The 21,910-nt window shown below is 72.5% G+C and carries 25 protein-coding genes, 1 pseudogene and 1 riboswitch; of the genes and pseudogenes, 13 read left to right on the forward strand and 13 right to left on the reverse strand.

Annotated elements, in window-relative coordinates; translation table 11 throughout:
- Window positions 1-6: 6 nt before the first annotated feature.
- The 4 genes from ACZ7HT_RS10665 to ACZ7HT_RS10680 all read left to right on the forward strand — a co-directional run bounded on the left by ACZ7HT_RS10665 (window position 7) and on the right by ACZ7HT_RS10680 (window position 3,286).
- Window positions 7-735, forward strand: coding sequence for a type 1 glutamine amidotransferase (locus ACZ7HT_RS10665; protein ID WP_471162720.1), 729 nt, complete (start codon window positions 7-9; stop codon window positions 733-735).
- A gap of 158 nt (window positions 736-893) precedes the next feature.
- Window positions 894-1,919: a 6-phosphofructokinase gene (locus ACZ7HT_RS10670; protein WP_471162723.1), complete on the forward strand. Its 1,026-nt coding sequence runs from the start codon at window positions 894-896 to the stop codon at window positions 1,917-1,919.
- Between the two features lie 102 nt (window positions 1,920-2,021).
- Entirely contained in the window at window positions 2,022-2,972 is a 951-nt protein-coding gene (locus ACZ7HT_RS10675) for a cytochrome c oxidase assembly protein (protein ID WP_471162726.1), read from the forward strand.
- A 113-nt stretch (window positions 2,973-3,085) separates the two neighbouring features.
- A complete protein-coding gene (locus tag ACZ7HT_RS10680) occupies window positions 3,086-3,286 on the forward strand; it encodes a hypothetical protein (RefSeq protein WP_471162729.1) in 201 nt (66 codons plus the stop codon).
- Between the two features lie 40 nt (window positions 3,287-3,326).
- Here ACZ7HT_RS10680 and ACZ7HT_RS10685 read toward each other — a convergent pair whose 3' ends face one another.
- A complete protein-coding gene (locus ACZ7HT_RS10685; protein ID WP_471162731.1) occupies window positions 3,327-4,337 on the reverse strand; it encodes a DUF3048 domain-containing protein in 1,011 nt (336 codons plus the stop codon).
- 79 nt (window positions 4,338-4,416) lie between these two features.
- Here ACZ7HT_RS10685 and ACZ7HT_RS10690 point away from each other — a divergent pair, with 79 nt between their 5' ends.
- Both ACZ7HT_RS10690 and ACZ7HT_RS10695 read left to right on the forward strand, forming a co-directional pair.
- Window positions 4,417-5,106, forward strand: a complete 690-nt coding sequence (locus tag ACZ7HT_RS10690) for a lysophospholipid acyltransferase family protein (protein ID WP_471162734.1) — start codon at window positions 4,417-4,419, stop codon at window positions 5,104-5,106.
- 85 nt (window positions 5,107-5,191) lie between these two features.
- Window positions 5,192-6,229: an NAD-dependent epimerase/dehydratase family protein gene (locus tag ACZ7HT_RS10695; RefSeq protein WP_471162736.1), complete on the forward strand. Its 1,038-nt coding sequence runs from the start codon at window positions 5,192-5,194 to the stop codon at window positions 6,227-6,229.
- Window positions 6,230-6,281: 52 nt separating this feature from the next.
- Here ACZ7HT_RS10695 and ACZ7HT_RS10700 read toward each other — a convergent pair whose 3' ends face one another.
- The 9 genes and pseudogenes from ACZ7HT_RS10700 to ACZ7HT_RS10740 form a co-directional block, all read right to left on the reverse strand.
- On the reverse strand, window positions 6,282-7,859 hold the full coding sequence (locus ACZ7HT_RS10700) for an alpha/beta hydrolase (protein WP_471162739.1): 1,578 nt from the start codon (window positions 7,857-7,859) through the stop codon (window positions 6,282-6,284).
- 143 nt (window positions 7,860-8,002) lie between these two features.
- Complete coding sequence (locus ACZ7HT_RS10705; RefSeq protein ID WP_471163104.1) at window positions 8,003-8,746, reverse strand: urease accessory protein UreD; 744 nt, start codon at window positions 8,744-8,746, stop codon at window positions 8,003-8,005.
- The gene (gene ureG / locus ACZ7HT_RS10710) at window positions 8,743-9,420 is read right to left on the reverse strand and encodes an urease accessory protein UreG (protein WP_471162742.1); all 678 of its coding nucleotides are present in this window, start codon (window positions 9,418-9,420) and stop codon (window positions 8,743-8,745) included. The genes ACZ7HT_RS10705 and ureG overlap by 4 nt, the downstream gene beginning before the upstream one ends.
- Before the next feature lie 27 nt (window positions 9,421-9,447).
- Complete coding sequence (locus tag ACZ7HT_RS10715) at window positions 9,448-10,113, reverse strand: urease accessory protein UreF (protein WP_471162745.1); 666 nt, start codon at window positions 10,111-10,113, stop codon at window positions 9,448-9,450.
- The gene (locus ACZ7HT_RS10720) at window positions 10,113-11,834 is read right to left on the reverse strand and encodes an urease subunit alpha (RefSeq protein ID WP_471162747.1); all 1,722 of its coding nucleotides are present in this window, start codon (window positions 11,832-11,834) and stop codon (window positions 10,113-10,115) included. Before ACZ7HT_RS10720 ends, ACZ7HT_RS10715 begins: the two co-directional genes overlap by 1 nt.
- Entirely contained in the window at window positions 11,827-12,174 is a 348-nt protein-coding gene (locus ACZ7HT_RS10725; protein ID WP_471162749.1) for an urease subunit beta, read from the reverse strand. The genes ACZ7HT_RS10720 and ACZ7HT_RS10725 overlap by 8 nt, the downstream gene beginning before the upstream one ends.
- Window positions 12,175-12,188: 14 nt before the next feature.
- Window positions 12,189-12,491: an urease subunit gamma gene (locus ACZ7HT_RS10730; protein WP_030686168.1), complete on the reverse strand. Its 303-nt coding sequence runs from the start codon at window positions 12,489-12,491 to the stop codon at window positions 12,189-12,191.
- Window positions 12,492-12,657: 166 nt separating this feature from the next.
- Window positions 12,658-13,134, reverse strand: a pseudogene (locus ACZ7HT_RS10735) (TetR family transcriptional regulator C-terminal domain-containing protein); the annotation flags it as partial.
- 155 nt (window positions 13,135-13,289) lie between these two features.
- Window positions 13,290-13,568, reverse strand: a complete 279-nt coding sequence (locus ACZ7HT_RS10740; protein WP_041128052.1) for a type II toxin-antitoxin system Phd/YefM family antitoxin — start codon at window positions 13,566-13,568, stop codon at window positions 13,290-13,292.
- A 63-nt stretch (window positions 13,569-13,631) separates the two neighbouring features.
- Between ACZ7HT_RS10740 and ACZ7HT_RS10745 the strand changes: the two genes are divergently transcribed.
- The 3 genes from ACZ7HT_RS10745 to ACZ7HT_RS10755 all read left to right on the forward strand — a co-directional run bounded on the left by ACZ7HT_RS10745 (window position 13,632) and on the right by ACZ7HT_RS10755 (window position 15,564).
- Window positions 13,632-14,249, forward strand: coding sequence for an ATP-dependent Clp protease proteolytic subunit (locus ACZ7HT_RS10745; protein WP_471162754.1), 618 nt, complete (start codon window positions 13,632-13,634; stop codon window positions 14,247-14,249).
- A gap of 7 nt (window positions 14,250-14,256) precedes the next feature.
- Window positions 14,257-14,562, forward strand: a complete 306-nt coding sequence (locus ACZ7HT_RS10750; RefSeq protein WP_471162757.1) for a hypothetical protein — start codon at window positions 14,257-14,259, stop codon at window positions 14,560-14,562.
- 400 nt (window positions 14,563-14,962) lie between these two features.
- A riboswitch (cyclic di-AMP (ydaO/yuaA leader) is annotated at window positions 14,963-15,084 on the forward strand.
- Window positions 15,085-15,087: 3 nt separating this feature from the next.
- Window positions 15,088-15,564, forward strand: a complete 477-nt coding sequence (locus tag ACZ7HT_RS10755) for a C40 family peptidase (protein WP_471162759.1) — start codon at window positions 15,088-15,090, stop codon at window positions 15,562-15,564.
- A 70-nt stretch (window positions 15,565-15,634) separates the two neighbouring features.
- Here the strand turns inward: ACZ7HT_RS10755 and ACZ7HT_RS10760 are convergent, their stop codons facing one another.
- The 3 genes from ACZ7HT_RS10760 to ACZ7HT_RS10770 all read right to left on the reverse strand — a co-directional run bounded on the left by ACZ7HT_RS10760 (window position 15,635) and on the right by ACZ7HT_RS10770 (window position 17,987).
- The gene (locus ACZ7HT_RS10760; RefSeq protein ID WP_471162762.1) at window positions 15,635-16,153 is read right to left on the reverse strand and encodes a hypothetical protein; all 519 of its coding nucleotides are present in this window, start codon (window positions 16,151-16,153) and stop codon (window positions 15,635-15,637) included.
- Window positions 16,154-16,176: 23 nt separating this feature from the next.
- On the reverse strand, window positions 16,177-16,614 hold the full coding sequence (locus tag ACZ7HT_RS10765) for an ATP-binding protein (protein WP_471162764.1): 438 nt from the start codon (window positions 16,612-16,614) through the stop codon (window positions 16,177-16,179).
- A gap of 170 nt (window positions 16,615-16,784) precedes the next feature.
- Window positions 16,785-17,987 (reverse strand): 8-amino-7-oxononanoate synthase, encoded by a 1,203-nt coding sequence (locus tag ACZ7HT_RS10770; protein ID WP_471162766.1) that lies wholly within the window; start codon window positions 17,985-17,987, stop codon window positions 16,785-16,787.
- A 143-nt stretch (window positions 17,988-18,130) separates the two neighbouring features.
- Between ACZ7HT_RS10770 and bioB the strand changes: the two genes are divergently transcribed.
- The 4 genes from bioB (at window position 18,131) to ACZ7HT_RS10790 (ending at window position 21,905) form a co-directional block, all read left to right on the forward strand.
- The gene (bioB, locus tag ACZ7HT_RS10775) at window positions 18,131-19,369 is read left to right on the forward strand and encodes a biotin synthase BioB (RefSeq protein WP_471162768.1); all 1,239 of its coding nucleotides are present in this window, start codon (window positions 18,131-18,133) and stop codon (window positions 19,367-19,369) included.
- The gene (locus ACZ7HT_RS10780; RefSeq protein WP_471162770.1) at window positions 19,362-20,642 is read left to right on the forward strand and encodes an adenosylmethionine--8-amino-7-oxononanoate transaminase; all 1,281 of its coding nucleotides are present in this window, start codon (window positions 19,362-19,364) and stop codon (window positions 20,640-20,642) included. The genes bioB and ACZ7HT_RS10780 overlap by 8 nt, the downstream gene beginning before the upstream one ends.
- 132 nt (window positions 20,643-20,774) lie before the next feature.
- On the forward strand, window positions 20,775-21,506 hold the full coding sequence (bioD, locus tag ACZ7HT_RS10785; RefSeq protein ID WP_471162773.1) for a dethiobiotin synthase: 732 nt from the start codon (window positions 20,775-20,777) through the stop codon (window positions 21,504-21,506).
- A gap of 54 nt (window positions 21,507-21,560) precedes the next feature.
- On the forward strand, window positions 21,561-21,905 hold the full coding sequence (locus ACZ7HT_RS10790) for a VOC family protein (protein ID WP_471162776.1): 345 nt from the start codon (window positions 21,561-21,563) through the stop codon (window positions 21,903-21,905).
- Window positions 21,906-21,910: the final 5 nt, after the last annotated feature.

A 21,910-nucleotide genomic window follows, 5' to 3' on the forward strand; every position in this document is an offset into this window, starting at 1 on the left:
TGCAGCATGAGTGACAGCAGCCTGCGCCTGGTCTGGGTCTACCCGGACCTGCTCAGCACCTACGGCGACCAGGGCAACGTCCTCGTCGTCCAGCGCCGTGCCGAACAGCGCGGCCTCAGCGTCGAGCGCGTCGACGTCCGCAGCGACCAGCCGGTCCCCACCTCGGGCGACATCTACCTGATCGGCGGCGGCGAGGACCGTCCGCAGCGGCTCGCGGCCGAGCGGCTGCGGCGGGACGGCGGCCTGAGCCGGGCCGCCTCGAACGGCGCGATCATCTTCTCGGTCTGCGCCGGGTACCAGATCCTGGGCCACGAGTTCATCAACGACCTCGGCGAGCGCGAGGCCGGCCTCGGGCTCCTCGACGTGATCTCGACCCGCGGCGAGGGTGACCGCTGCGTCGGCGACGTCCTCGCGGACATCGACCCGCGCCTGGGCCTCCCCCAGCTGACCGGTTTCGAGAACCACCAGGGCATCACCCACCTCGGCCCGACGGCCCGGCCCTTCGCCCGGACCGTCTACGGCAACGGCAACGGGACCGGCGACGGCACCGAGGGCGCGTACAACGAGACCGTCTTCGGCACGTACATGCACGGCCCCGTCATGGCCCGCAACCCGCAGATCGCGGACCTGCTCCTGAAGCTGGCCCTCGATGTGAACGCGCTGCCGCCGACCGACGACCGCTGGTACGAGGCGCTGCGCGCCGAGCGCATCGCGGCGGCTTCGCAGCCCGCCTGAGTCACCCCAGGGGCCGCTGTTCGCCCCTCGTACGAACGTACGTTGTCCACTGTGCGGACATCCGGTTCGGCCCCGCCACCCTGCGGCGATAGGGTGGCGGGGATCCAGCCGGACGACGTGGTCCGGGAGTCGGCCCACGTTGCAAAGGTTTTTGGGCTATGCGCATTGGCGTGCTCACCTCCGGCGGAGACTGCCCCGGTCTGAACGCTGTCATCCGTTCCGTCGTGCACCGCGCCGTCGTCGATCACGGCGACGAGGTCATCGGCTTCCACGACGGGTGGAAGGGCCTCCTGGAGTGCGACTACCGGAAGCTCGACCTCGACGCGGTCGGCGGCATCCTGGCCCGGGGCGGCACCATCCTCGGCTCCTCGCGGGTCCAGCCCGCACACCTCGTCGGCGGCGTCGAGCGCGCCAGGGGCCATGTCGCCGACCTCGGTCTCGACGCCATCATCCCGATCGGCGGCGAAGGCACCCTCAAGGCGGCGAACCTGCTCTCCGAGGCGGGCATCCCGATCGTCGGCGTCCCGAAGACGATCGACAACGACATCGCCTCCACCGACGTCACCTTCGGCTTCGACACGGCCGTCACCGTCGCCACCGAGGCCCTCGACCGGCTGAAGACCACCGCCGAGTCGCACCAGCGGGTCCTCGTCGTCGAGGTGATGGGCCGCCACACCGGCTGGATAGCGCTGCACTCCGGCATGGCCGCCGGCGCGCACGCCGTGGTCGTCCCCGAGCGCCCCTTCGACATGGACGAGCTGACGACCCGGGTCGGGGAGCGCTTCGAGGCCGGCAAGCGGTTCGCGATCGTGGTCGTCGCCGAGGGCGCGAAGCCGCGCGAGGGCTCGATGGACTTCAAGACCGCCGGCACCGACATCTACGGCCACGAGCGCTTCACCGGCATCGCCAACCAGCTCTCCGTCGAGCTGGAGCGGCGCCTCGGCAAGGAGGCCCGCCCGGTCATCCTCGGCCACGTCCAGCGCGGCGGCACCCCCACCGCGTACGACCGCGTCCTCGCGACCCGCTTCGGCTGGCACGCCGTCGAGGCGGCGCACCGCGGCGAGTTCGGCATGCTGACCGCGCTGCGCGGCACGGACATCACGATGGTCCCGCTGGCGCAGGCCGTGGAGACCCTCAAGACGGTCCCGGCCGACCGCTACGACGAGGCGGAGTGCGTGCTCTGACGACTCCCGTCCGTGACATCCGCCCCCGGTCGCAGTCGCGGCCGGGGGCGGTTCTAGTCTGGTGCGGACAACAAGCGCGAATCGGGCTCCAGGAGTGTACGGATGGATCACAGCGGGCACGGCATGACCACGGATCTGCCGCCGTTCACGCTGGGACGGGGCCTGGAGTTCTCTCCCGACCTGTTCTTCCTGATCGGATGCCTGGCGGCGCTCGGTCTGTACGGGTGGGGCGTGGCGCGGCTGCGGCGGCGCGGTGACGCGTGGCCCGTCAGCCGGACGGTGTTCTTCGCGGTCGGTGTGCTGACGGTCGCGCTGATGATGTGCACCAAGCTCAACGACTACGGCATGGTCATGTTCAGCGTGCACATGGTGCAGCACATGGTGATCTCCATGCTCTCGCCGATCCTGCTGCTGCTCGGCGCGCCGGTGACGCTCGCGCTGCGGGCGCTGCCGGTGGCGGGCCGGGGCTCGACGGGGCCGCGCGAGCTGCTCCTGAAGCTGCTGCACAGCCGGTACATGAAGGTCGTCACGCACCCGGCGTTCACCATCTCCATGTTCATCGCGAGCCTGTACGGGCTCTACTTCTCGCCGCTGTTCGACTTCCTGATGGGCTCGAAGGCCGGGCACATCGGGATGATGGTGCACTTCCTGATGGTGGGCCTGGTCTTCTTCTGGCCGATCATGGGCGTGGACCCGGGCCCGCACCGGCCGGGCTACGTGATGCGGATGCTGGAGCTCTTCGCCGGCATGCCGTTCCACGCGTTCTTCGGCATCGCGATGATGATGGCGTCGCAGCCGATGGTGGAGGCGTACAAGAACCCGCCGGTCTCGCTCGGCATCGACGCCCTCGCCGACCAGACGGCCGCGGGCGGCATCGCCTGGGCGTTCAGCGAGATCCCGTCCGTCCTGGTCCTGATCGCGCTGGTCTACCAGTGGTACCGCTCCGAGCAGCGGCAGGCGGTCCGCAAGGACCGGGCCGCCGACCGGGACGGCGACAAGGAGCTGGAGGCGTACAACGCGTATCTGGCCTCGCTGCGGGGTCAGAGCAGCTGAGGGCGGACCGCCCGGCGCACGCCGGAGCGTCCAGGGAGTAGCGCGCGCCCCTCTTCCGGGGTCACGATGGGCTGGACGGCTTCCGTGGCCTCGGTCGGGAGGAGGGCGGGCTTATGTCCGGTCCCACGAAGACGATGACGGTGCTGACGTGCGCCGCGCTGGTGCTGACGACGACCTACACGGTGGCGCTCGGCAGCAGCGGCTGGCTGTGGTTCGGCCTGGTGCTGCTGGTCGTGGCGACGATCGGGATGGCGGCGGCGGACAGCTCCGTACCACCCCCTCCCCCGCCCCGCCCGCCGGCCTCGACGTCCTGACCGGCCCTAGGGGTGTCTTGCCGATCAGGCAGGACACCCCCTAGGAACGCGGGGCCAGCACGATCCAGGTCTGGCCCGGGGCGAAGGGCAGGCGTGTCCCGGCCGGGGTGGTGAAGGTGGTGCCGGAGCCGGCCGAGGGCCGGGACCAGCGGGCCTCGTAGGCGCGTCCGTCGCGCAGGACGAGGGCGGTCCCGCTGCCGACGGTCTCGCTGTACGGGGAGACCGAGCCGAACCGGTCGTGGAAGCGGGACGGGCGGATCGTGACGTGCTGGACGACGACCGTCTCCGGGGTGAGCGGGCCCGTGTCGGTGGCGCGGGCCTCGCGGCCGTCCATGGCCACCTTCCAGGCGTGGTCGGCGGGGGACCAGGTGAAGGTGTAGCGGGCCGCCGGGTAGCGGACGGCCGAGGTCGTGGCCGGGGTGCCGCCGGGCGGGGCGGGCCCGAAGCGGAGCCCGATGTCCCTCGCGTCGCCGGCCCCGGGCGCGGCGGCGAGTGCGCGGCCGGGGCGCGCGTAGAGGTTGTGCGGGGCGGGTCGCTGCGAGGAGCGCTGGAAGGCCTGGGGTGCGGAGCTCTCGGTGACGAGGTCGAGGGGCGCGGCCCGGAGGAGCGGGGTCAGCGCGGTCTGGGCGCCGGAGTAGGCGAGGGCCGGGCGGTCGAAGTCGCCGAGCAGGGCGATGTCGGACTCGCGGGCGCTGCGGACCGGGCCGGCGCGTGCGGGCAGGTGGGAGGAGTAGACGGCGAGGAGCCGGGTGACCCCGCCCTCGACCTGTTCGACGTAGACGAGGTCGGCGGCGCCGAGTCCGGTGTGGGGGCGGGCGGCCGGCACGTTGTCGATCTTCACGGCGAGGACGGGGGCCGGCTTGGCGGGGAGCCCGGTGAAGGGTGAGAGGCCGGTGAAGGGTGGGAGGCCGGTGGCGGGCGCGGTGGTCGGCCTGGGGCTGGGCTCCGACGGGCCCGAGCCGGAGCAGCCGTACAGCCCGGCCGCCGTCAGCGCGCACAGCAGCGCGGTGAGGACGCGGCCGGGGCGCCTGACCCCGCGCTCGCCTGTCATGTGACGCTCCCCCACCAGTGGACCACGCGCGCGTGCGGGGATACAACGGGCGTGACGGACGACGAAACGGGGGTCGCGCGTGTTCTACCGGCTGATGAAACACGTCCTGCTCGGGCCGCTCCTCAAGCTGCTGTTCCGGCCGAGGATCGAGGGGCTCGCGCACATACCGGAGGAGGGGGCCGCGATCGTCGCGGGCAATCATCTCTCCTTCTCCGACCACTTCCTGATGCCGGTCGTGCTCGACCGGCGGATCACCTTCCTCGCGAAGCAGGAGTACTTCACGGGTCCCGGACTGAAGGGCCGGCTCACGGCGGCGTTCTTCCGGGCCGCCGGGCAGATCCCGGTCGACCGGTCGGGGAAGGAGGCCGGGAAGGCGGCGATCCGGGAGGGGCTCGGCGTCCTCGGCCGGGGCGAGCTCCTCGGGATCTATCCCGAGGGGACGCGTTCGCACGACGGACGGCTCTACAAGGGCAAGGTCGGGGTGGCGGTGATGGCGCTGACCGCCGGTGTCCCGGTGGTGCCCTGCGCGATGGTGGGGACCTTCGAGATCCAGCCGCCGGGGAAGGTGGTGCCGAGGATCCGCCGGGTCACCATCCGGTTCGGGGAGCCGCTGGACTTCTCCCGGTTCGCCGGGTCGGCGGGTGAGCGGGCGGTGGTCCGCGCGGTGACGGACGAGATCATGTACGCGATCCTGCGGCTGTCGGGTCAGGAGTACGTGGACGAGTACGCGGCGGTGGTGAAGGCCGCGGAGTCCGGGCCCTCCGAATAGTTCCCGTGCGGGGAACGCTGAGGGCGGATCCGCGCACGGCGCAATCCCCTGGGCCGCCGCCCGGGGCAGCCGTAGCGTCCCCTGCATGACCAAGGGCAACGCGTTCGTGCTGGGTGCGACGGGACAGGTGGGGCGGGCGGCCGTGCGGGCGCTCGTCGCGGACGGCTGGGAGGTGACGGCCGCCTCGCGGGGCGGCGCACGGGACGACAGGTGGCCGGACGAGGTCCGTTCGGTGCGGCTCGACCGGAACGAGGAGGGCGCGCTGGCGGCAGGGCTCGGTGACGGCTGTGACGTGCTCGTGGACATCGTCGCCTACGACGGCGGGCACGGACGGCAGTTGACCGGTCTCGCCGACCGGATCGGTTCGGCGGTGGTGGTGTCGAGCGGCGCCGTCTACGAGGACGCGCGGGGCCGCAGCTTCGACACCCAGGACCAGCCGGACGGCTTCCCCGCCTTCCCGGTGCCGGTCGCGGAGGACTGGCGGACGGTGGCGCCGGGCGACACCACGTACGGCACGCGGAAGATCGCTCTGGAGCGGGAGCTGCTCGCGGCGGGCGAGACGCTGCCGACGACGCTGCTGCGGGCGGGCGCGATCCACGGCCCGTACTGCCCGGGGCCGCGCGAGCTGTGGTTCGTGAAGCGGGCGCTCGACGGGAGGCCGGTGCGCCTGCTGTCGTACGGCGGCACCTCGCGGTTCCACCCGGCCCACGTGGACAACCTCGCGGAGCTCGTCCGGCTCGCAGCGGCCGACCCGGGCAGCCGGGTGCTGAACGGCGCCGACCCGGAGGCGCCGACGGTGGCGGAGATCGGGGCGGCCATCGACGCCGTCCTGGGCGTGGAGAGCGAAACGGTGCTGATCGAAGGGGCGCCCCCGGAGGACCTCGTGGGGCTCACCCCGTGGACCTCGCCTCATCCCATCGTCTACGACATGACGGCGGCCGAGCGGGAGTTGGGCTACCGGCCGGTCGTGTCGTACGCGGAGTCGCTGCCGGAGACGGTCGAGTGGCTGACCGGGCACCTGAAGGGACGGGAGTGGCGGGAGGCGTTCCCGGGTCTCGCGAAGTACCAGGTGGACTTCTTCGACTACGCGGCCGAGGACGCCTGGCTGGCGTCCCGGGCATGACGAGAGGGGCGGCCGTCGGACGGCCGCCCCTCCCTTCACACCGCGCGGAGCGTTACGGCTTGGGCGTGGCGTGCGGCTCGCACGTCACGTCCTGGCTGTCCACCTTGCCGGTGAGCAGGTACGTCTCGACCTTGGTGTTGATGCACGGGTTCACCAGGCTGGTGACGCCGTGCGAACCCGCGTTCTTCTCGGTGATGAGACGCGAGCCCTTGAAGCGCTTGTGCAGCTCGACCGCGCCGACGTACGGCGTCGCCGCGTCGCGCTCGGACTGGACGATGAGCACCGGCGGCAGGCCCTTGCCGGTCTTGACCTGGGTCGGCTTCTGCCGCGGCGCGGACCAGGTGGCGCACGGCAGGTTCATCCAGGCGTTCGTCCAGGTCATGAACGGGTACTGCTCGTGGAGCCGGGTGTTGTCCAGGTCCCACTTGTTCCAGTTGGTCGGCCAGGCCGAGTCGGCGCACTCGACGGCGGTGTAGACGGCGTTGCCGTTCTCCGACGCGATGTTGCCGGCCGTGTCCGTGAGGTCGGCCGCGGCGCCGTCGATCAGCGGCTGCGGGTCGCCCGCGGCGTACGCGCTCCAGGCCTGCGCGACCGGGACCCACGAGGAGTCGTAGTACGGCGCGCTCTGGAAGAAGCCGATGAGCTCGGCCGGTCCGACCTTGCCGCCCAGGGGCTCCTTCTTGGCGGCGGCGCGCAGGGTCACCCACTGCTGCTGGACCTTCGCCAGGGTGTCGCCGAGGTGGAAGGTGGCGTCGTTCTGGGCGACCCAGGTCATCCAGTCCTTGAGGCGGCCCTCGAAGGCGATGTCCTGCTCCAGGTTGGCCTGGTACCAGATGTTGCTCTTCGCCGGGTTGACCACGCTGTCGACCAGCATGCGGCGCACGTGGTTCGGGTACAGCGTGCCGTAGACGGCGCCCAGGTAGGTGCCGTAGGAGACACCGATGAAGTTGAGCTTCTTCTCGCCGAGCGCGGCCCGGATGACGTCGAGGTCACGGGCGGTGTTGCGCGTCGTCATGTAGGGCAGCATGTCGCCGCTCTTCTCGGCGCAGCCCTTGGCGTACTCGGCGGCCAGCTTGCGCTGGGCGAGCTTGTCCGCCTCGGTGACCGGGTCCGGGTCGAGCTTCGGGCCCTTGACGTACTCGGTCGGGTCGACGCAGGAGATGGGCGCCGAGTGGCCGACGCCGCGCGGGTCGAAGCCCACGAAGTCGTACGCCTTCGCGGTGTTCACCCAGAGCGGGCTCTTGGTGGTGACCCGGCGCGGGAAGCGCAGGCCGGAACCGCCGGGGCCGCCCGGGTTGTAGAGCAGGGCACCCTGGCGCTCGGCCGGGGTGCCGGTGGACACGGCGCGGTCCACGGCGAGCTTGATCTTCTTGCCGTTCGGCTTGGCGTAGTCGACCGGGACGGTGACCCAGCCGCACTGGATGGGTGCGGCGAAGCCCCAGTCGGCCGGGCAGTCCTGCCAGTCGATGCCGGCCTTCGCGGCACGCTCGGCGGCGATGGTCGCGCCGCGCGCCTCGTCGTTACGGTCCTGGCCGGTGACGGCACCGGCCGTCGGCGCGGCGAGCGCGGTCGCCATGAGCGTGCCCGCTATCAGAGTGCCGGCGGAGCCGAGCACTGCTGTGCGTCTCAATGGTCCTCCCCCTGAAGGAGTCTGTGTGTCCGGGGGATCCTTTCGTCCGTGGGGCTCAGGATGTAAGGGCGTACACCTGTTCCTTTGCCAAACCAATAACCGGTGAACGGTGTACCGCTGAGCGGTACAGGTTCTGGGAAGGGTCAGAACGGGGCGAGTTCGGACAAGGCCGCGTCGAGGAGCCGGCGCAGCGCGAGCGCGTCCGGGGCGACGGCGGTGGCGAGGGCGGCGGGTCCGGCGAGCGGACTGACCACCGCCATCTCCCCGTACGGCCTCGCTTCGACCGGCTTGTCGGCGAACGCCGGGTCGACGACGAGGAGTTGGCCGGTGGCCCGGTGGCCGCCGAGGACGGCGGCGCCGTCCCAGCCGCCGGGCGCGCCGGGGCCGAAGGCCAGCTCCTGGTCGAACAGGGGGCGGCCGGCGCGGCGGACGGTGAGCCGGGTGGTGAGGGTGCCGGGCGCTTCGCCGTACCGGCCGAGGACCTGTTCCTCTCGCAGGACGAGACGGGCCGTGGGCGCCAGGTCGACGGTGGTGCGCATCCGCAGGTGCGAGTCGGCGGCGGAGACGAGCTGCTCGGGCAGCCAGCGGAGGACCGCGCCGTCACCGACGGAGATCCGCACGTCGTACGAGGCGGGTTCGGCGCTCGGGCCGGGCAGGGCCAGGGTGGCGGCGGCCGAGTCGACCAGGAGCCGGGCCCCGTCCCGTACCTCGGTCTCGATCGCGAGCCGGTCACCGCCGAGCGGGGCGCTCATCGCGCCGACGACGGTGACCCGGGTGTACGGTCCGGCGGCCCTGGTGCGGCGCAGCGCGAGGGGGCCGTCGCTCACCAGGAGCGGCAGCCCGCCGTCGGCGGCGGCGGCGATCCAGGCGGTGGCTCGCAGGCTCACGCGGTCCATGCCGCGAGCTGCGCCCGGACCCAGTCGGCGACGGGCGCGACGCCGCTCTCGCCGCGCAGGGAGGTGAAGGCGACGGGCAGTTCGCCGCGCTGCTCCTTCGCGTCGCGGGCCATCCGCTCCAGGTCGGAGCCGACGTGCGGGGCGAGGTCGGTCTTGTTGATCACGAGGAGGTCGGCGGTGGTGACGCCGGGGCCGCCCTTGCGGGGGATGTCGTCGCCGCCGGCGACGTCGATGACGAAGATCTGGGCGTCGACGAGCCCCTTGGAGAAGGTGGCGGTGAGGTTGTCGCCGCCGGACTCGACGAGGATGAGGTCGAGCGGTCCGACGGTGTCTTCCAGCTCTTCGACGGCTTCGAGGTTGGCGGAGATGTCGTCGCGGATGGCGGTGTGCGGGCAGGCGCCGGTCTCCACGGCCTGGATGCGCTCGGGGGGCAGGACGGCCTCGCGGAGCAGGAACTCGGCGTCCTCGCGGGTGTAGATGTCGTTGGTGACGACGGCGAGGGAGAGGGTGTCGCGCAGGGTCCGGCAGAGGGCGGCGACGGTGGCGGTCTTGCCGGAGCCGACGGGTCCGCCGAGCCCGATGCGCAGGGCGCGGCGGGTGCCGTCGGGCCGGTGGGCGTCGGCGGAGACGGCGCCGTGGTGGGTGTGGGCGTGGTCGAGGTGCATGGGGGGCTCCTGGGGGGGGTCTGCGTGCTAGGAGGCGAAGAGGCGCACCGGCCAGGCCGCGTGCTGTTCGGCCGTGAGGTCGAGCAGGGGCGCGGAGGCCGCGGGCAGGGCGTCGACGCCCTGCCGGGCGGCCGCGGCGGCGCGCTCGGCGACCTGGTCCATCTCGGGTGCGAGGCGGGCGAGGACGGCGGTGGCCTGGTAGGGGTCGAGGCTGAGGAGGCGGACGGCGGCGGTCGCCGGGCCGCCGACCGTCTCGTACGCGACGCAGTGCGCCGCCTCCTCGGGCCCGAGCCCGGCGGCGCGCGCGGCGGTTCCGAGGACGACGGGCTGGTGGGCGCCGCGCGGGAACGCGGCGGCCAGCGCGTCGAGTTCAGGGCTCGGCCAGGTGGCGCGGGCGGCCCGCATCAGCTGGCGGCCGAGCCGGCGTGAGACCGTGCGCAGGGCCGCCGAGGGGGTGCGGGCATCGGCCGCGGCGTCGAGCTCGTACGGGTCGAGTCCGTGCACGGCCCCGGCGGCGAGCGCCGCCGAGGTGAGGCCCGTGGTGTGCAGCCGGCCCCGGCAGAAGGACTCCAGGTCGGCGGCGTCCTTGAGGCGGCCGGCCTTGACGGCGGCCTCGGCGCCGCCCGAGTGGGCGTGCCCGCCGGCGGGGAACCGCCCGTCGGCGAGCACGAGGAGAGCCGAGCGCATGGCCATCAGAAGAGGAAGTAGCGCTGGGCCATGGGGAGTTCGGCGGCGGGGGCCGGTTCGACCGGTTCGCCGTCGATGGTCACCGAGAAGGTGTCGGCGTCGACCTCGACCCGGGGCAGGGCGTCGTTCTCGCGCATGTCGGCCTTGGTGACCCGCCGGGTGGAGCCGATGGCGGTGAACTCCTTGTGCAGCCCGAGCTTCCGGGGCAGGTCGTCCTCGATGGCGGCCTGGGCGACGAAGTTGACCGATCCGGCCGCGGCGGCCCGGCCGAGCGCGCCGAACATCGGGCGGGGCAGGACCGGTTGGGGCGTGGGGATGGAGGCGTTGGCGTCGCCCATCTGCGCGTACGCGATCTGGCCGCCCTTGACGACGACGAGCGGCTTCACGCCGAAGAAGGCGGGCTCCCAGAGGACCAGGTCGGCGAGCTTGCCGGGCTCGACGGAGCCGATGAGGTGGCCCATGCCCTGGGCGACGGCCGGGTTGATCGTGTACTTGGCGACGTAGCGGCGGGCCCGGTGGTTGTCGGCGCGGCCGTCGCCGGGAAGGGCGCCGCGGCGCTTCTTCATGACGTGGGCGGTCTGCCAGGTCCGCATGATGACCTCGCCGATCCGGCCCATGGCCTGGGAGTCGGAGGAGATGATCGAGATGGCCCCCAGGTCGTGGAGGACGTCCTCGGCGGCGATGGTGGACGGCCGGATGCGGGACTCGGCGAAGGCGAGGTCCTCCGGGACGGCCGGGTTGAGGTGGTGGCAGACCATCAGCATGTCGAGGTGTTCCTCGATGGTGTTGACGGTGTGCGGCCGGGTCGGGTTGGTCGAGCTGGGCAGGACGTGCGGCTCGGAGACGACGGTGATGATGTCGGGGGCGTGCCCCCCGCCGGCGCCCTCCGTGTGGTACGCGTGGATGGTGCGGCCGGCGATGGCGGCGAGGGTGTCGCCGACGAACCCCGCCTCGTTCAGGGTGTCGGTGTGGATGGCCAGTTGGGCGCCGGTCTCCTCGCACACGCTCAGGCAGGCGTCGATGACGGCGGGGGTGGCGCCCCAGTCCTCGTGGATCTTGAAGCCGAGGGCGCCGCCGCGCAGCTGGGAGTGCATCGCCTCCCGGGACATGGTGTTGCCCTTGCCGAGCAGGCCGATGTTGACGGGGAAGGTGTCCAGGGCCTCGAACATCCGGGCCATGTGCCAGGGGCCGGGGGTGATCGTGGTCGCCTTGGTGCCCTCGGCGGGGCCGGTGCCGCCGCCGACGAGGGTGGTGACGCCGGTGGCGAGGGCCTGCTCGACGACGGTCGGCGAGATGAAGTGGACGTGGGTGTCGACGGCCCCGGCGGTGACGATGCGGCCGTTGCCGACGATGATCTCGGTCTCGGGGCCGATGACGAGGCCGGGGTGGACGCCGTCCATGGTGTCGGGGTTGCCGGCCTTGCCGAGGGCGGTGATCCGGCCGTCGCGGATGCCGATGTCCGCCTTGACGACGCCCCAGTGGTCGATGACGACGGCGCCGGTGATGACGGTGTCGGGGGCGCCCTCGGCGCGGGTGGTGCGGGCCTGGCCCATGGACTCGCGGACGACCTTGCCGCCGCCGAAGACGGCTTCCTCGCCGGCGCGGCCGGGGCCGCCGCAGCGGTCCTCCTCGATCTCGACGAGCAGGTCGGTGTCGGCGAGCCGGATGCGGTCGCCGGTGGTGGGGCCGAACAGGTCGGCGTAGACGGCGCGGTGGAGGTCAGGCACGGTCGCCGTCCTTGTCCTGGTCCGGTACGGGGGTGTCGAGGGGGCCCGCGGTCTCGCCGCGCAGGCCGGGGACGATCCGGCGGCCGGCGATCGGCACGAGCTCGACCTCGACGGGGATGCCGGGTTCGAAGCGGACGGCGGTCCCGGCGGCGATGTGCAGCCGCTGCCCGCGGGCGGCGGCACGGTCGAAGTCCAGGCCGGGGTTGACCTCGGCGAAGTGGTAGTGGGAGCCGACCTGGACGGGCCGGTCGGCGGCGTTGAGGACGGTGAGGCGGGTGACGGGGCGCCCCTCGTTGAGGGTCACCGGCCCCTCCGCATACAGGATCTCTCCGGGGATCATCGGCGGCCGCCCGTTCAGACGATGGGGTCGTGGACGGTGACGAGCTTGGTGCCGTCCGGGAAGGTGGCCTCGACCTGGACGTCGTGGATCATCTCCGGGATGCCGTCCATGACCTCGTCCCGGGTGAGCACCTTGCGCCCGGAGGCCATCAGCTCGGCGACCGTCCGGCCGTCCCGGGCGCCTTCCAGGATGTGGGAGGTGATGAGCGCGACGGCCTCGGGGTGGTTGAGCCGCACACCGCGGGCCCGGCGCTTCTCGGCCACGTCGGCCGCCACATGGATGAGCAGGCGTTCCTGCTCGTGCGGGCTCAGTTGCACTCTTCCACCTCACAGTCGTCGACCGGGACGGGACCCGGACAGCTGGGGACCCTACCGACCGTCAACACTCTGTTGAACTGCGGAGATGCGGTGCGCGGCCAGACATTGCACGTTAGGGCGGAAGTTTTTCCGGCTCGTTAACTCGGCCTTTGCGTTCTCATGATCATCAGACTGGCCCGTCATCCCCGGCCACGGACATCGACATCAGGCCACGCAGCCCGTCCTGGAGAACCTCGACGGCCACGTCGCCGAAGAGCGCCTGCTGGGCGATGAAGCCCTGGGCGGTGGCGATGAGGGTGCGGGCCACATGGTCGGCGGGGACGTCGGCGCGCAGGAGGCCGCTGTCGCGATAGGCGGTCACAAGCCTCGTCCAGGCGACCCGCATCCCCTGGCAGCCCTCGGCGAGGGTCTCGGCCAGCTGCTCGTTGCGCAGGGTCTCGGTCCACACCTGGATGATCAGCCGCGCGAAGGCCTGCCGGTCCGCGCCCTCGACCCGCTCCTCCAGGAGGACCCGGAGCACGGTGCCGAGGAGGACGTCGGGGGTGGGTGGCGGGGTGGCCCGGGACGCCTCCTCGAAGGCACTCCGGATCCCGGCGAAGGCCTCGGCCGCGATGGCCCAGATCAGCTCCTCCTTGCCGCGGAAGCGCGGCCGCGCTCGGCGTGCGGCGCTGCAGGGTGGAAGCGGTGAGCCCTCCGGCCCAGGCTCCGGTGCCGGTGAGCCGAGGTCCCCGCCCGAGGACGGCCGCGCACCCCCGCTGTAGCGGACGGGGGTGCGCGGCTCTTCCGTGCGGGGGCGCGTCAGGAGGTACCGGGCTCGCGGTGGTGGGCGGCGATGCCGAAGCGGCGCTGTTCGCCGGGAGCGGAGTCGACCGGGTGCAGACCGGAGAGCGAGCTGACCACCTGCTCGTCGGCCGGCTTCTCCGCCGCCTCGAGTTCTTCCAGGTCAGCGGCGGAGACCAGGGCGACGAGCGGCTTCCCGTGGCGGGTGACGACGACGCGCTCACCGCCGTAGACGACGCGGTTGATGAGGTCGGCGAGCTCAGCCCGCGCTTGCGTCACCGGGATCTCGTAGGTCATGCTCCTCATCTTACGGTCTGTACGTCCTGTACATTTTTTACAGACAGCTGGAGGTGCTCAGCCATGGATGCCCGCCACGTCCTGCCCGAGTTCACGGAGCGGACCTCGTTCGGAACGCGAACGCTCGACCCGTACTCGAAGCTCCTCGCGTCCCGGATCGTCTTCCTCGGCACCCCGATCGACGAGACCTCGGCCAACGACGTCATCGCCCAGTTCCTGCACCTCGACTACGCCGCCCCCGGCCAGGACATCGCGCTCTACATCAACTCGCCCGGCGGCTCGATCAGCGCCATGACCGCGATCCACGACACGATGCGGACGCTCTCCTGCGACGTGGAGACCACCTGCCTCGGCCAGGCCACCTCCACCGCCGCCGTCCTCCTCGCCGCCGGCACCCCCGGCAAGCGGCTCGTCCTCCCCGGCGCCCGGGTCGCCCTCCGCCAGCCGGCCATGGACGAACCCCTCCAGGGACAGCCGAGCGACCTCGACATCCACGCGCGCGAGCTGCTCCGGCTGCGCGCCCTGGTGGCCGGGATGCTCACCGAGTACACCGGGCAGAGCAGGGACCGGATCGACGCCGACATCGACCGCCTCACCGTCCTGGACGCGCCGGCGGCCCTCGCGTACGGCCTGGTGGACCACGTGATCACGAACCGGCGCGACGCCGGCGCGGCACGGTGAGCCGGCCGTGGTGCCCGAGCTGCCGCCGCTGCCCGCGCTGACCCGGGCCGAGGGCGAGTTGATCGACGCGTACCTCGAAGTCGTCGATCTTCTTGGGAAGATCAACCCATCCAGGGGTACGCATACCTATGGGGCACTGCGGGCGGCACAGGCCCTGGTGGGACGCGCGGAGGCGTTGCGCGAGGCTCTGACGCTCATGCATATGCGGGGCGAGAGCGAGGTGCACACGGACACACTGGCGCGCGCCCTGCGGGTGTTGGACGGCGAGCGCCGCACCGGCCGCGTCACCGTCCCCCGCACACGGGCGAGTTGACATTCCGGCATGTCGTGTCGAGGTCCGTACGGCCGACACGCAACGCAGAATCGCTCCCCCGTTCGGCGTAGTCGATGAGTCGACATATGCGTCGGGTGAGTTGCGCAACAGGTGTACGCATCTGGCGGAATGGGGCGTTCCACCGCTGGTGCGGGCCTCGTAGGCCAAACCTCCGGTGATCACGAAAGCACCCTGTCCACCCGAATGGATCAGTCGTGAGGAGCCTCACATATCGCCGTTTCAGCTCGGAATTCGCCCTGGGTGTGGGTCAAGATCCCTGTCGACGACAAGCCCCCGCCATCCGAGGCGGGGCGGTCCGGGCGGACGCCGAGTCCTGCCGCTGTCCCGGATGTCTGGTCGACAGGAGTGGATCGGCAGGAGTGGAGGACCCAGGCAGTACGGGACGTACGCGCTGTTTCCGCAGCGGGGCCGTCCCTTGGGGTGAAGCCGCAGCCGCGGCCGGGCATCTTCGCCAGCCCGAACCCGACAGGTCATCCTTCGCAGGCGGCTGACGAAGGGTTGCGCATGACTGCGCAGATGCACGTCCCGTCCCTGCTGTCCCGGGCCGGAGCCGTCACGGCTCTCACCCTCGCCGCCGTCGGCGGCACGATGCTCGCACCAGGTGCGGCACCCGAGGCCCAGGCGGCGACCACCTACGCGAACAAGGCACTGAGCGTCGCCGCGTCCAAGAAGGGAGCCCCGTACCGGTACGGGAGCGCGGGACCCACCCGGTTCGACTGCTCCGGTCTGACGCTCTACGCGTACAAGCAGGCGGGCAAGTCGCTGCCCCGCACCGCGCAGCAGCAGTACAACAACACCCGGCACATCTCCGCGTCCAGCAGACAGAAGGGGGACCTGGTCTTCTTCCACTCCGGCGGGAGCGTCTACCACGTGGGCATCTACGCCGGCAGCGGCAAGATCTGGCACTCGCCCAAGACGGGATCCTGGGTGAAGCTCGACCCGATCTGGACGTCGAAGGTCTACTACGGCCGCGTCCGGTGATCCGGCGGCCTTAGCGGTCCGTGCGTGAGGGGTGCGGTGGCGCCGCCGCACCCCTCACGGTCCCGGCCGGTCAGCGGCCCACGCTGCTGAGGTCGATGGGCCCCGGCGGGACCAGCTCACCCGCCTCGTACGCGTGGAGCCGCCGGGTCAGCTCCGGAAGGTCGTACGCGGGGAAGTTCACCTGGAGCAGCTGCGGACGGAAGCGCGAGGCCTGTGTCTCGTCGAACAGCGCCACGTCCATCGGCTTGATGCCGACGTCCCACGCGTCGGGGGCGGCCCAGTGCCCCATCCGGACGTAGAAGTCGTCGCGGGGACCCGCGTTCGCCACTGCCGAGAGGAACGCGAGGCCGCTGTCGACGGGGAAGTCGATGAGCATCCAGCCGCGCCGCGACTCCACGTACGCCGCCATGTGCGGCAGCTTCTCCACCCAGCTCTCGTTGGACTCGCCGACGTCCTGGCAGCAGGTCCAGGTGTCGAAGCCACAGCGCCAGATCGCCTCGATCGCGGGCGCCAACAGCTCGTCGATCTCCGCCGCACGCTCTCCCACCCGCACGGGAACGGTGGGGTGGACGCCTTCGTATGTGCTCATCGCGCGAGCGTACAGACGGACCGCTAGCAGCTGGCGAGTGGGGCGGAGGTCCACGGGAGGGTGATCCAGACCGTCTTCCCGCCCTCCTCGGTCGGGGTGACCGACAGGCGGCCACCCGCCTCCGCCGCCAGGGAGCGGATGATGACCATGCCCCGGCCGTTGTCCTGCTGGACCGCAGCGGGCAGACGGCGGGGCCAGCGCGGGTGGCTGTCGGTGACGCCGATGTGGAGGCGCTCCTCGCGCTCCAGACGGACGTCGACCGTGAAGGTGGGCGACTGCCCGAAGGTGTGCAGGACGGCGTTGGTGGCCAGTTCCGAGACCATCAGGCGGATCGCGTCCGCCAGGTCGTCGGCACCGCCGAGGCCCCACCCGTCGAGGACCTCCGCGACGAACCGCCGGGCGGTGGGGACCGACGCGGGATCGCTCGGCAGAGTGACGGATGCTTCCTGATGGTCTGCCATGGCGACGCTGTCCCTTTCCCGCCGGGGCTTCTGCCCCGGATCGCGCTTCGCGCCAGAGTCCCACCGATCGTGCCGCCCCGGCAGGCGTTCCACCAAGATATGTCCCCATCTGTCGCCCGAAGCGGTGAACTCTGCGGCCCGGGAACGCCCTTGGAGCTCCCGATGGGACGTCAGACCGTCGGCGCGGTCCGCAGGATCGTTTCCACCGCGCGTGCGATCTCCGCGTCCGTCAGATCGGCCCGCGCCGTCAGGCGCAGCCGCGAGATGCCGTCGGGGACGGACGGCGGCCGGAAGCAGCCGACCGCCAGGCCCTGTTCGCGGCAGTCCGCCGCCCAGCGCAGCGCCGCCTCCGGGGAAGGGGCGTGGACCGAGACGACGGCCGCGTCGGGACGGGCCGAGGTGAGCCCGGCCTCCGTGAGCAGCCGGTGCAGGGTGGTGGCGACGGTACGGGCCCGCTCGGCGAGCCCCGGCTCGGCGGCGATCAGCCGCAGGCTCGCGAGCGCCCCGCCCGCGGCGGCCGGCGCGAGCCCGGTGTCGAAGATGAAGGTGCGGGCGGCGTTCACCAGGTGCTCGATCACCCGGGCCGGGCCGAGGACGGCGCCGCCCTGGCTGCCGAGGGACTTCGAGAGGGTGAGGGTGGCGACGACGTCCTCGTCGCCCGCGAGCCCGGCCTCGTGCAGCGCGCCCCGGCCGCCGTCGCCGAGGACGCCGAAGCCGTGGGCGTCGTCGACGACGAGCCCGGCGCCGTGCGCCCGGCAGGCCTCGGCGAGCCCGCGGAGCGGGGCCTTGTCGCCGTCGACGGAGAAGACGGAGTCGCTGACGACGAGCGCCCGGCGCCCCGGGTGGGTGTCCAGGGTCTTGGCGACGGCCTCGGCGTCGGTGTGCGGGACGACCGCGGTCTCGGCGCGCGCGAGGCGGCAGCCGTCCACGATCGAGGCGTGGTTGGCGGCGTCGGAGACGATCAGGGAGTCCCGGCCGGAGAGCGCGGTGAGCGCGGCGAGGTTCGCGGCGTAGCCGGAGGAGAAGACGAGGGCCGCCTCGAAACCGCAGAACTCGGCGAGCTCGCGCTCCAGGCGGGTGTGCAGCCGGGTGGTGCCGGTGACGAGCCGCGAGCCGGTGGCGCCGGCGCCCCAGCGCCTGGCCGCCTCGGCCGCCGCCTCGGTGACCTCGGCGCGGCGGGTGAGCCCGAGGTAGTCGTTGCTCGCCAGGTCCAGGACGTCCGACTCGGCCGCCCGGGGCCGCAGCGTCCGGACGAGACCGGCCTCGGCCCGGCGGCGCGCCTCGGCGTCGGTCCAGTCGAAGGCGGTACGGCGCGGGCCCCCGGCCCGTGCGTCCTCGGCGCCCCCGGCGCGTGCGTCCTCGTCCCGTGGCATGCGGCGATCCTTTTGTAGGCAGCGCACAGACCCTAACCGCAGGACGCCGAGGTCGGGATGTGGTCATCCACACACCTCTATCGGGGGCGTTTGTTCGGATCCTCCTTGGCCCGGGGGCGGGCGGTAGGCAAGGATCTGCGGTTATGGACCTGCTGAACACGCTGGTGGAGAAGGGGCTGCGGCGCGAGCTGCCGACCCGTGAAGAAGCGCTCGCCGTGCTGGCGACCTCCGACGACGAACTGCTCGAGGTGGTGGCGGCGGCCGGCAAGGTGCGCCGTCAGTGGTTCGGGCGCCGGGTGAAGCTGAACTACCTGGTCAATCTGAAGTCCGGTCTCTGTCCCGAGGACTGCTCGTACTGCTCGCAGCGGCTCGGCTCGAAGGCCGAGATCCTCAAGTACACCTGGTTGAAGCCGGACGAGGCCTCGCAGGCCGCGGCGGCGGGTGTCGCCGGCGGCGCCAAGCGGGTCTGCCTGGTGGCCAGCGGCCGCGGCCCGACGGACCGGGACGTGGAGCGCGTCGGCAAGACGATCGAGGCGATCAAGGAGCAGAACGAGGGCGTCGAGGTGTGCGCCTGTCTCGGTCTGCTCTCCGACGGCCAGGCGGAGCGGCTGCGGGAGGCCGGCGCCGACGCGTACAACCACAACCTGAACACGTCCGAGGCGACGTACGGGGACATCACCAAGACCCACACGTACGCGGACCGCGTGGACACCGTGCAGAAGGCGCACGCCGCCGGTCTGTCGGCCTGCTCGGGTCTGATCGCGGGCATGGGCGAGAGCGACGAGGACCTGGTCGACGTCGTCTACGCGCTGCGTGAGCTCGACTCGGACTCGGTGCCGGTCAACTTCCTGATCCCGTTCGAGGGCACCCCGCTCGCCAAGGAGTGGAACCTCACCCCGCAGCGCTGCCTGCGGATCCTCGCGATGGTCCGGTTCGTCTGCCCCGACGTCGAGGTGCGGATCGCCGGCGGCCGCGAGGTGCACCTGCGCTCGATGCAGCCGCTCGCGCTGAACATCGCGAACTCGATCTTCCTCGGCGACTACCTGACCAGCGAGGGCCAGGCCGGCCAGGCCGACCTGGACATGATCGCGGACGCGGGCTTCGAGGTGGAGGGCGCGGGCACGACCACGCTGCCGAAGCACCGCGCGGACGCGCTCGCGGCGGCGGGCGCGACGGGCGGCTGCGGCTCCGCGGCCTCGGCGGGCTGCGGCTCGGAGGCCTCGGCCGGCTGCGGCTCGCACACGGAGGAGGCCGGCGGCTGCGGTCCCTGCGGCGGTCACGCGGCGCCCGTCGCCGAAGAGCCCCGGACGAACGAGGCCCGCACCGACCTGGTGGCCGTGCGCCGCCGGGGCGCAGGCACGGACCTCGCGCCGAATGCGTAACGACGAACTGCTCGCGCTGGACCGAGCGCACGTCTGGCATCCGTACGGCCCCATGCCGGGCCGTACGGAGCCGCTGGTCGTCGCGTCCGCGTCCGGCGTGCGGCTCCGGCTCGCCGAACCCGTCGAGGGCCAGGACGAGTTGGTCGACGGCATGTCCTCGTGGTGGTCGGCGGTCCACGGCTACAACCACCCCGTGCTCAACGAGGCGGTGCGCGGCCAGCTGGACAAGATGAGCCACGTCATGTTCGGCGGGCTCACCCACGAGCCGGCCGTCCGGCTCGCCTCCCGGCTCGTGGAGATCACCCCTGAGCCGCTGCGGCACGTCTTCCTCAGCGACTCGGGCTCGGTCTCCGTCGAGGTCGCGGCCAAGATGTGCCTGCAGTACTGGCGGTCCCTGGGCCGCCCCGAGAAGCAGCGGCTCTTCACCTGGCGCGGCGGCTACCACGGGGACACCTGGCAGCCGATGTCCGTGTGCGACCCGCAGGGCGGGATGCACGAGCTGTGGTCGGGGGTGCTCCAGCGGCAGGTGTTCACGGACGCCCCGCCGGCTGCGTACGAGGAGTCGTACGCGGAGCAGCTGTGGGCCGGGATCGCCGAGCACGCGCACGAGCTGGCCGCGGTGGTCGTCGAGCCGGTAGTGCAGGGCGCGGGCGGCATGCGCTTCCACGACCCGGCGTATCTGCGGGTGCTGCGCGAGGCCTGCGACGCGCACGACGTGCTGCTCGTCTTCGACGAGATCGCGACCGGGTTCGGGCGGACGGGGACACTGTTCGCCGCGGACCAGGCCGGGGTCTCTCCCGACGTGATGTGCGTGGGCAAGGCGCTGACCGGCGGCTATCTGTCGATGGCGGCGACGCTCTGCACGAGCCGCGTCGCCGACGGGATCTCGCGCGGCGAGGTCCCTGTCCTGGCGCACGGGCCGACCTTCATGGGGAACCCGCTGGCGTCCGCGGTCGCCCTCGCCTCGATCGACCTGCTGCTCTCCCAGGACTGGCAGGTCGAGGTCAAGCGGATCGAGGCGGGCCTGCGGGACGGTCTCGCCCCGGCGTCCGACCTCCCGGGCGTCCGCGAGGTGCGGGTGCTCGGCGCGATCGGCGTCGTCCAGCTCGACCACGAGGTCGACATGGCGGCGGCGACACGCGCGGCGGTCCGCGAGGGCGTGTGGCTGCGCCCGTTCCGCGACCTGATCTATGCGATGCCGCCGTACGTGACGGGCGACGAGGACCTGGCCCGGATCTGCACGGCGGTCCGGGCGGCGGCGCAGGCGGGCTGACGGGGGGCCCACCCCGTTGCGGGCATTCGTTCCCCGGAACGGGGTGGGCACAACGGACGGCGCCCTTGCCAGCGCCAGAGGCTCCCGCGCCTGAACCCGCAGCCCCCGCACCGAACAAGGAAGGACGCAACCATGGGCACCATCGTCGTCACCGGCACCGGCACGGAGATCGGCAAGACCGTCGTCACGGCAGCCCTCGCCGCAGTGGCCACGGCCGCCGGCCGCTCCGTAGCGGTACTGAAGCCCGCCCAGACGGGCATCGGTCCTGACGAGCCGGGCGACGCGGACGAGGTCGTACGTCTCTCCGGCGCCACGACCTCCGCCGAGCTGGGCCGTTTCCCGGAGCCGCTGGCCCCGGGCACGGCCGCCCGGCGGGCCGGGCTCGCGCCGGTCGGCCCCGGGGAGGTCGCCGAGGCCGCCCGGAAGCTGGCCGAGGAGCACGACCTGGTGCTCGTGGAGGGCGCGGGCGGCCTCCTCGTCCGCTTCGACGAGGAGGGCGGCACGCTCGCGGACGCCGCCGCGCTGCTCGGCGCGCCGGTCCTGGTGGTGGCCCCGGCGGGTCTGGGGACGCTCAACTCGACGGCCCTGACGGCCGAGGCGCTGCGGGCGCGCGGGATCGAGCAGCTCGGCGTGGTCGTCGGCAGCTGGCCGGACGCGCCGGACCTCGCCGCGCGCTGCAACCTCATGGACCTGCCGGAGGCGGCGGGCGCTCCGCTGCTCGGAGCCGTACCGGAGGGTTCGGGGGCGCTGGACCCGGCGGAGTTCCGGGCGGCGGCGGGCGGCTGGCTGGGGCGGGAGCTCGGCGGCACGTGGGACGCGCAGGCGTTCACCGAGGCACAGGCGGCGCCGCTCTCGGCGGGCTGACGGCGCACGCGCATCCGCACGCGCAAGCCGCGCCCCTCTCCGTACGCTGACCGTATGCGCGCACACGTTCAGGAGATCGTCTTCGACTGCGCCGCCCCGGCGGCCCTCGTCCGCTTCTGGGCCGGGCTCCTCGGCGGCGAACCCGTCGACCGGAGTGCCGACTGGTCGTACGTGGATCCGCCGGAGTTCGTACGGATCGCCTTCCAGCGGGTGCCGGAGGGCAAGACCGCGAAGAACCGGCTGCATCTCGACGTGGAGGTGCCGGATCCGACGCGGGCGGCCGAGGAGGTGCTGCCGCTGGGGGCGGTCACGGTCGGCGGGCTCGTCACCGACGAGCAGGGCTCCTTCCAGGTCATGCGGGACCCGGAGGGCAACGAGTTCTGCTTCGTGACGGGCTGAGGGGC

The organism is Streptomyces sp. NPDC037410, assembly GCF_055602235.1.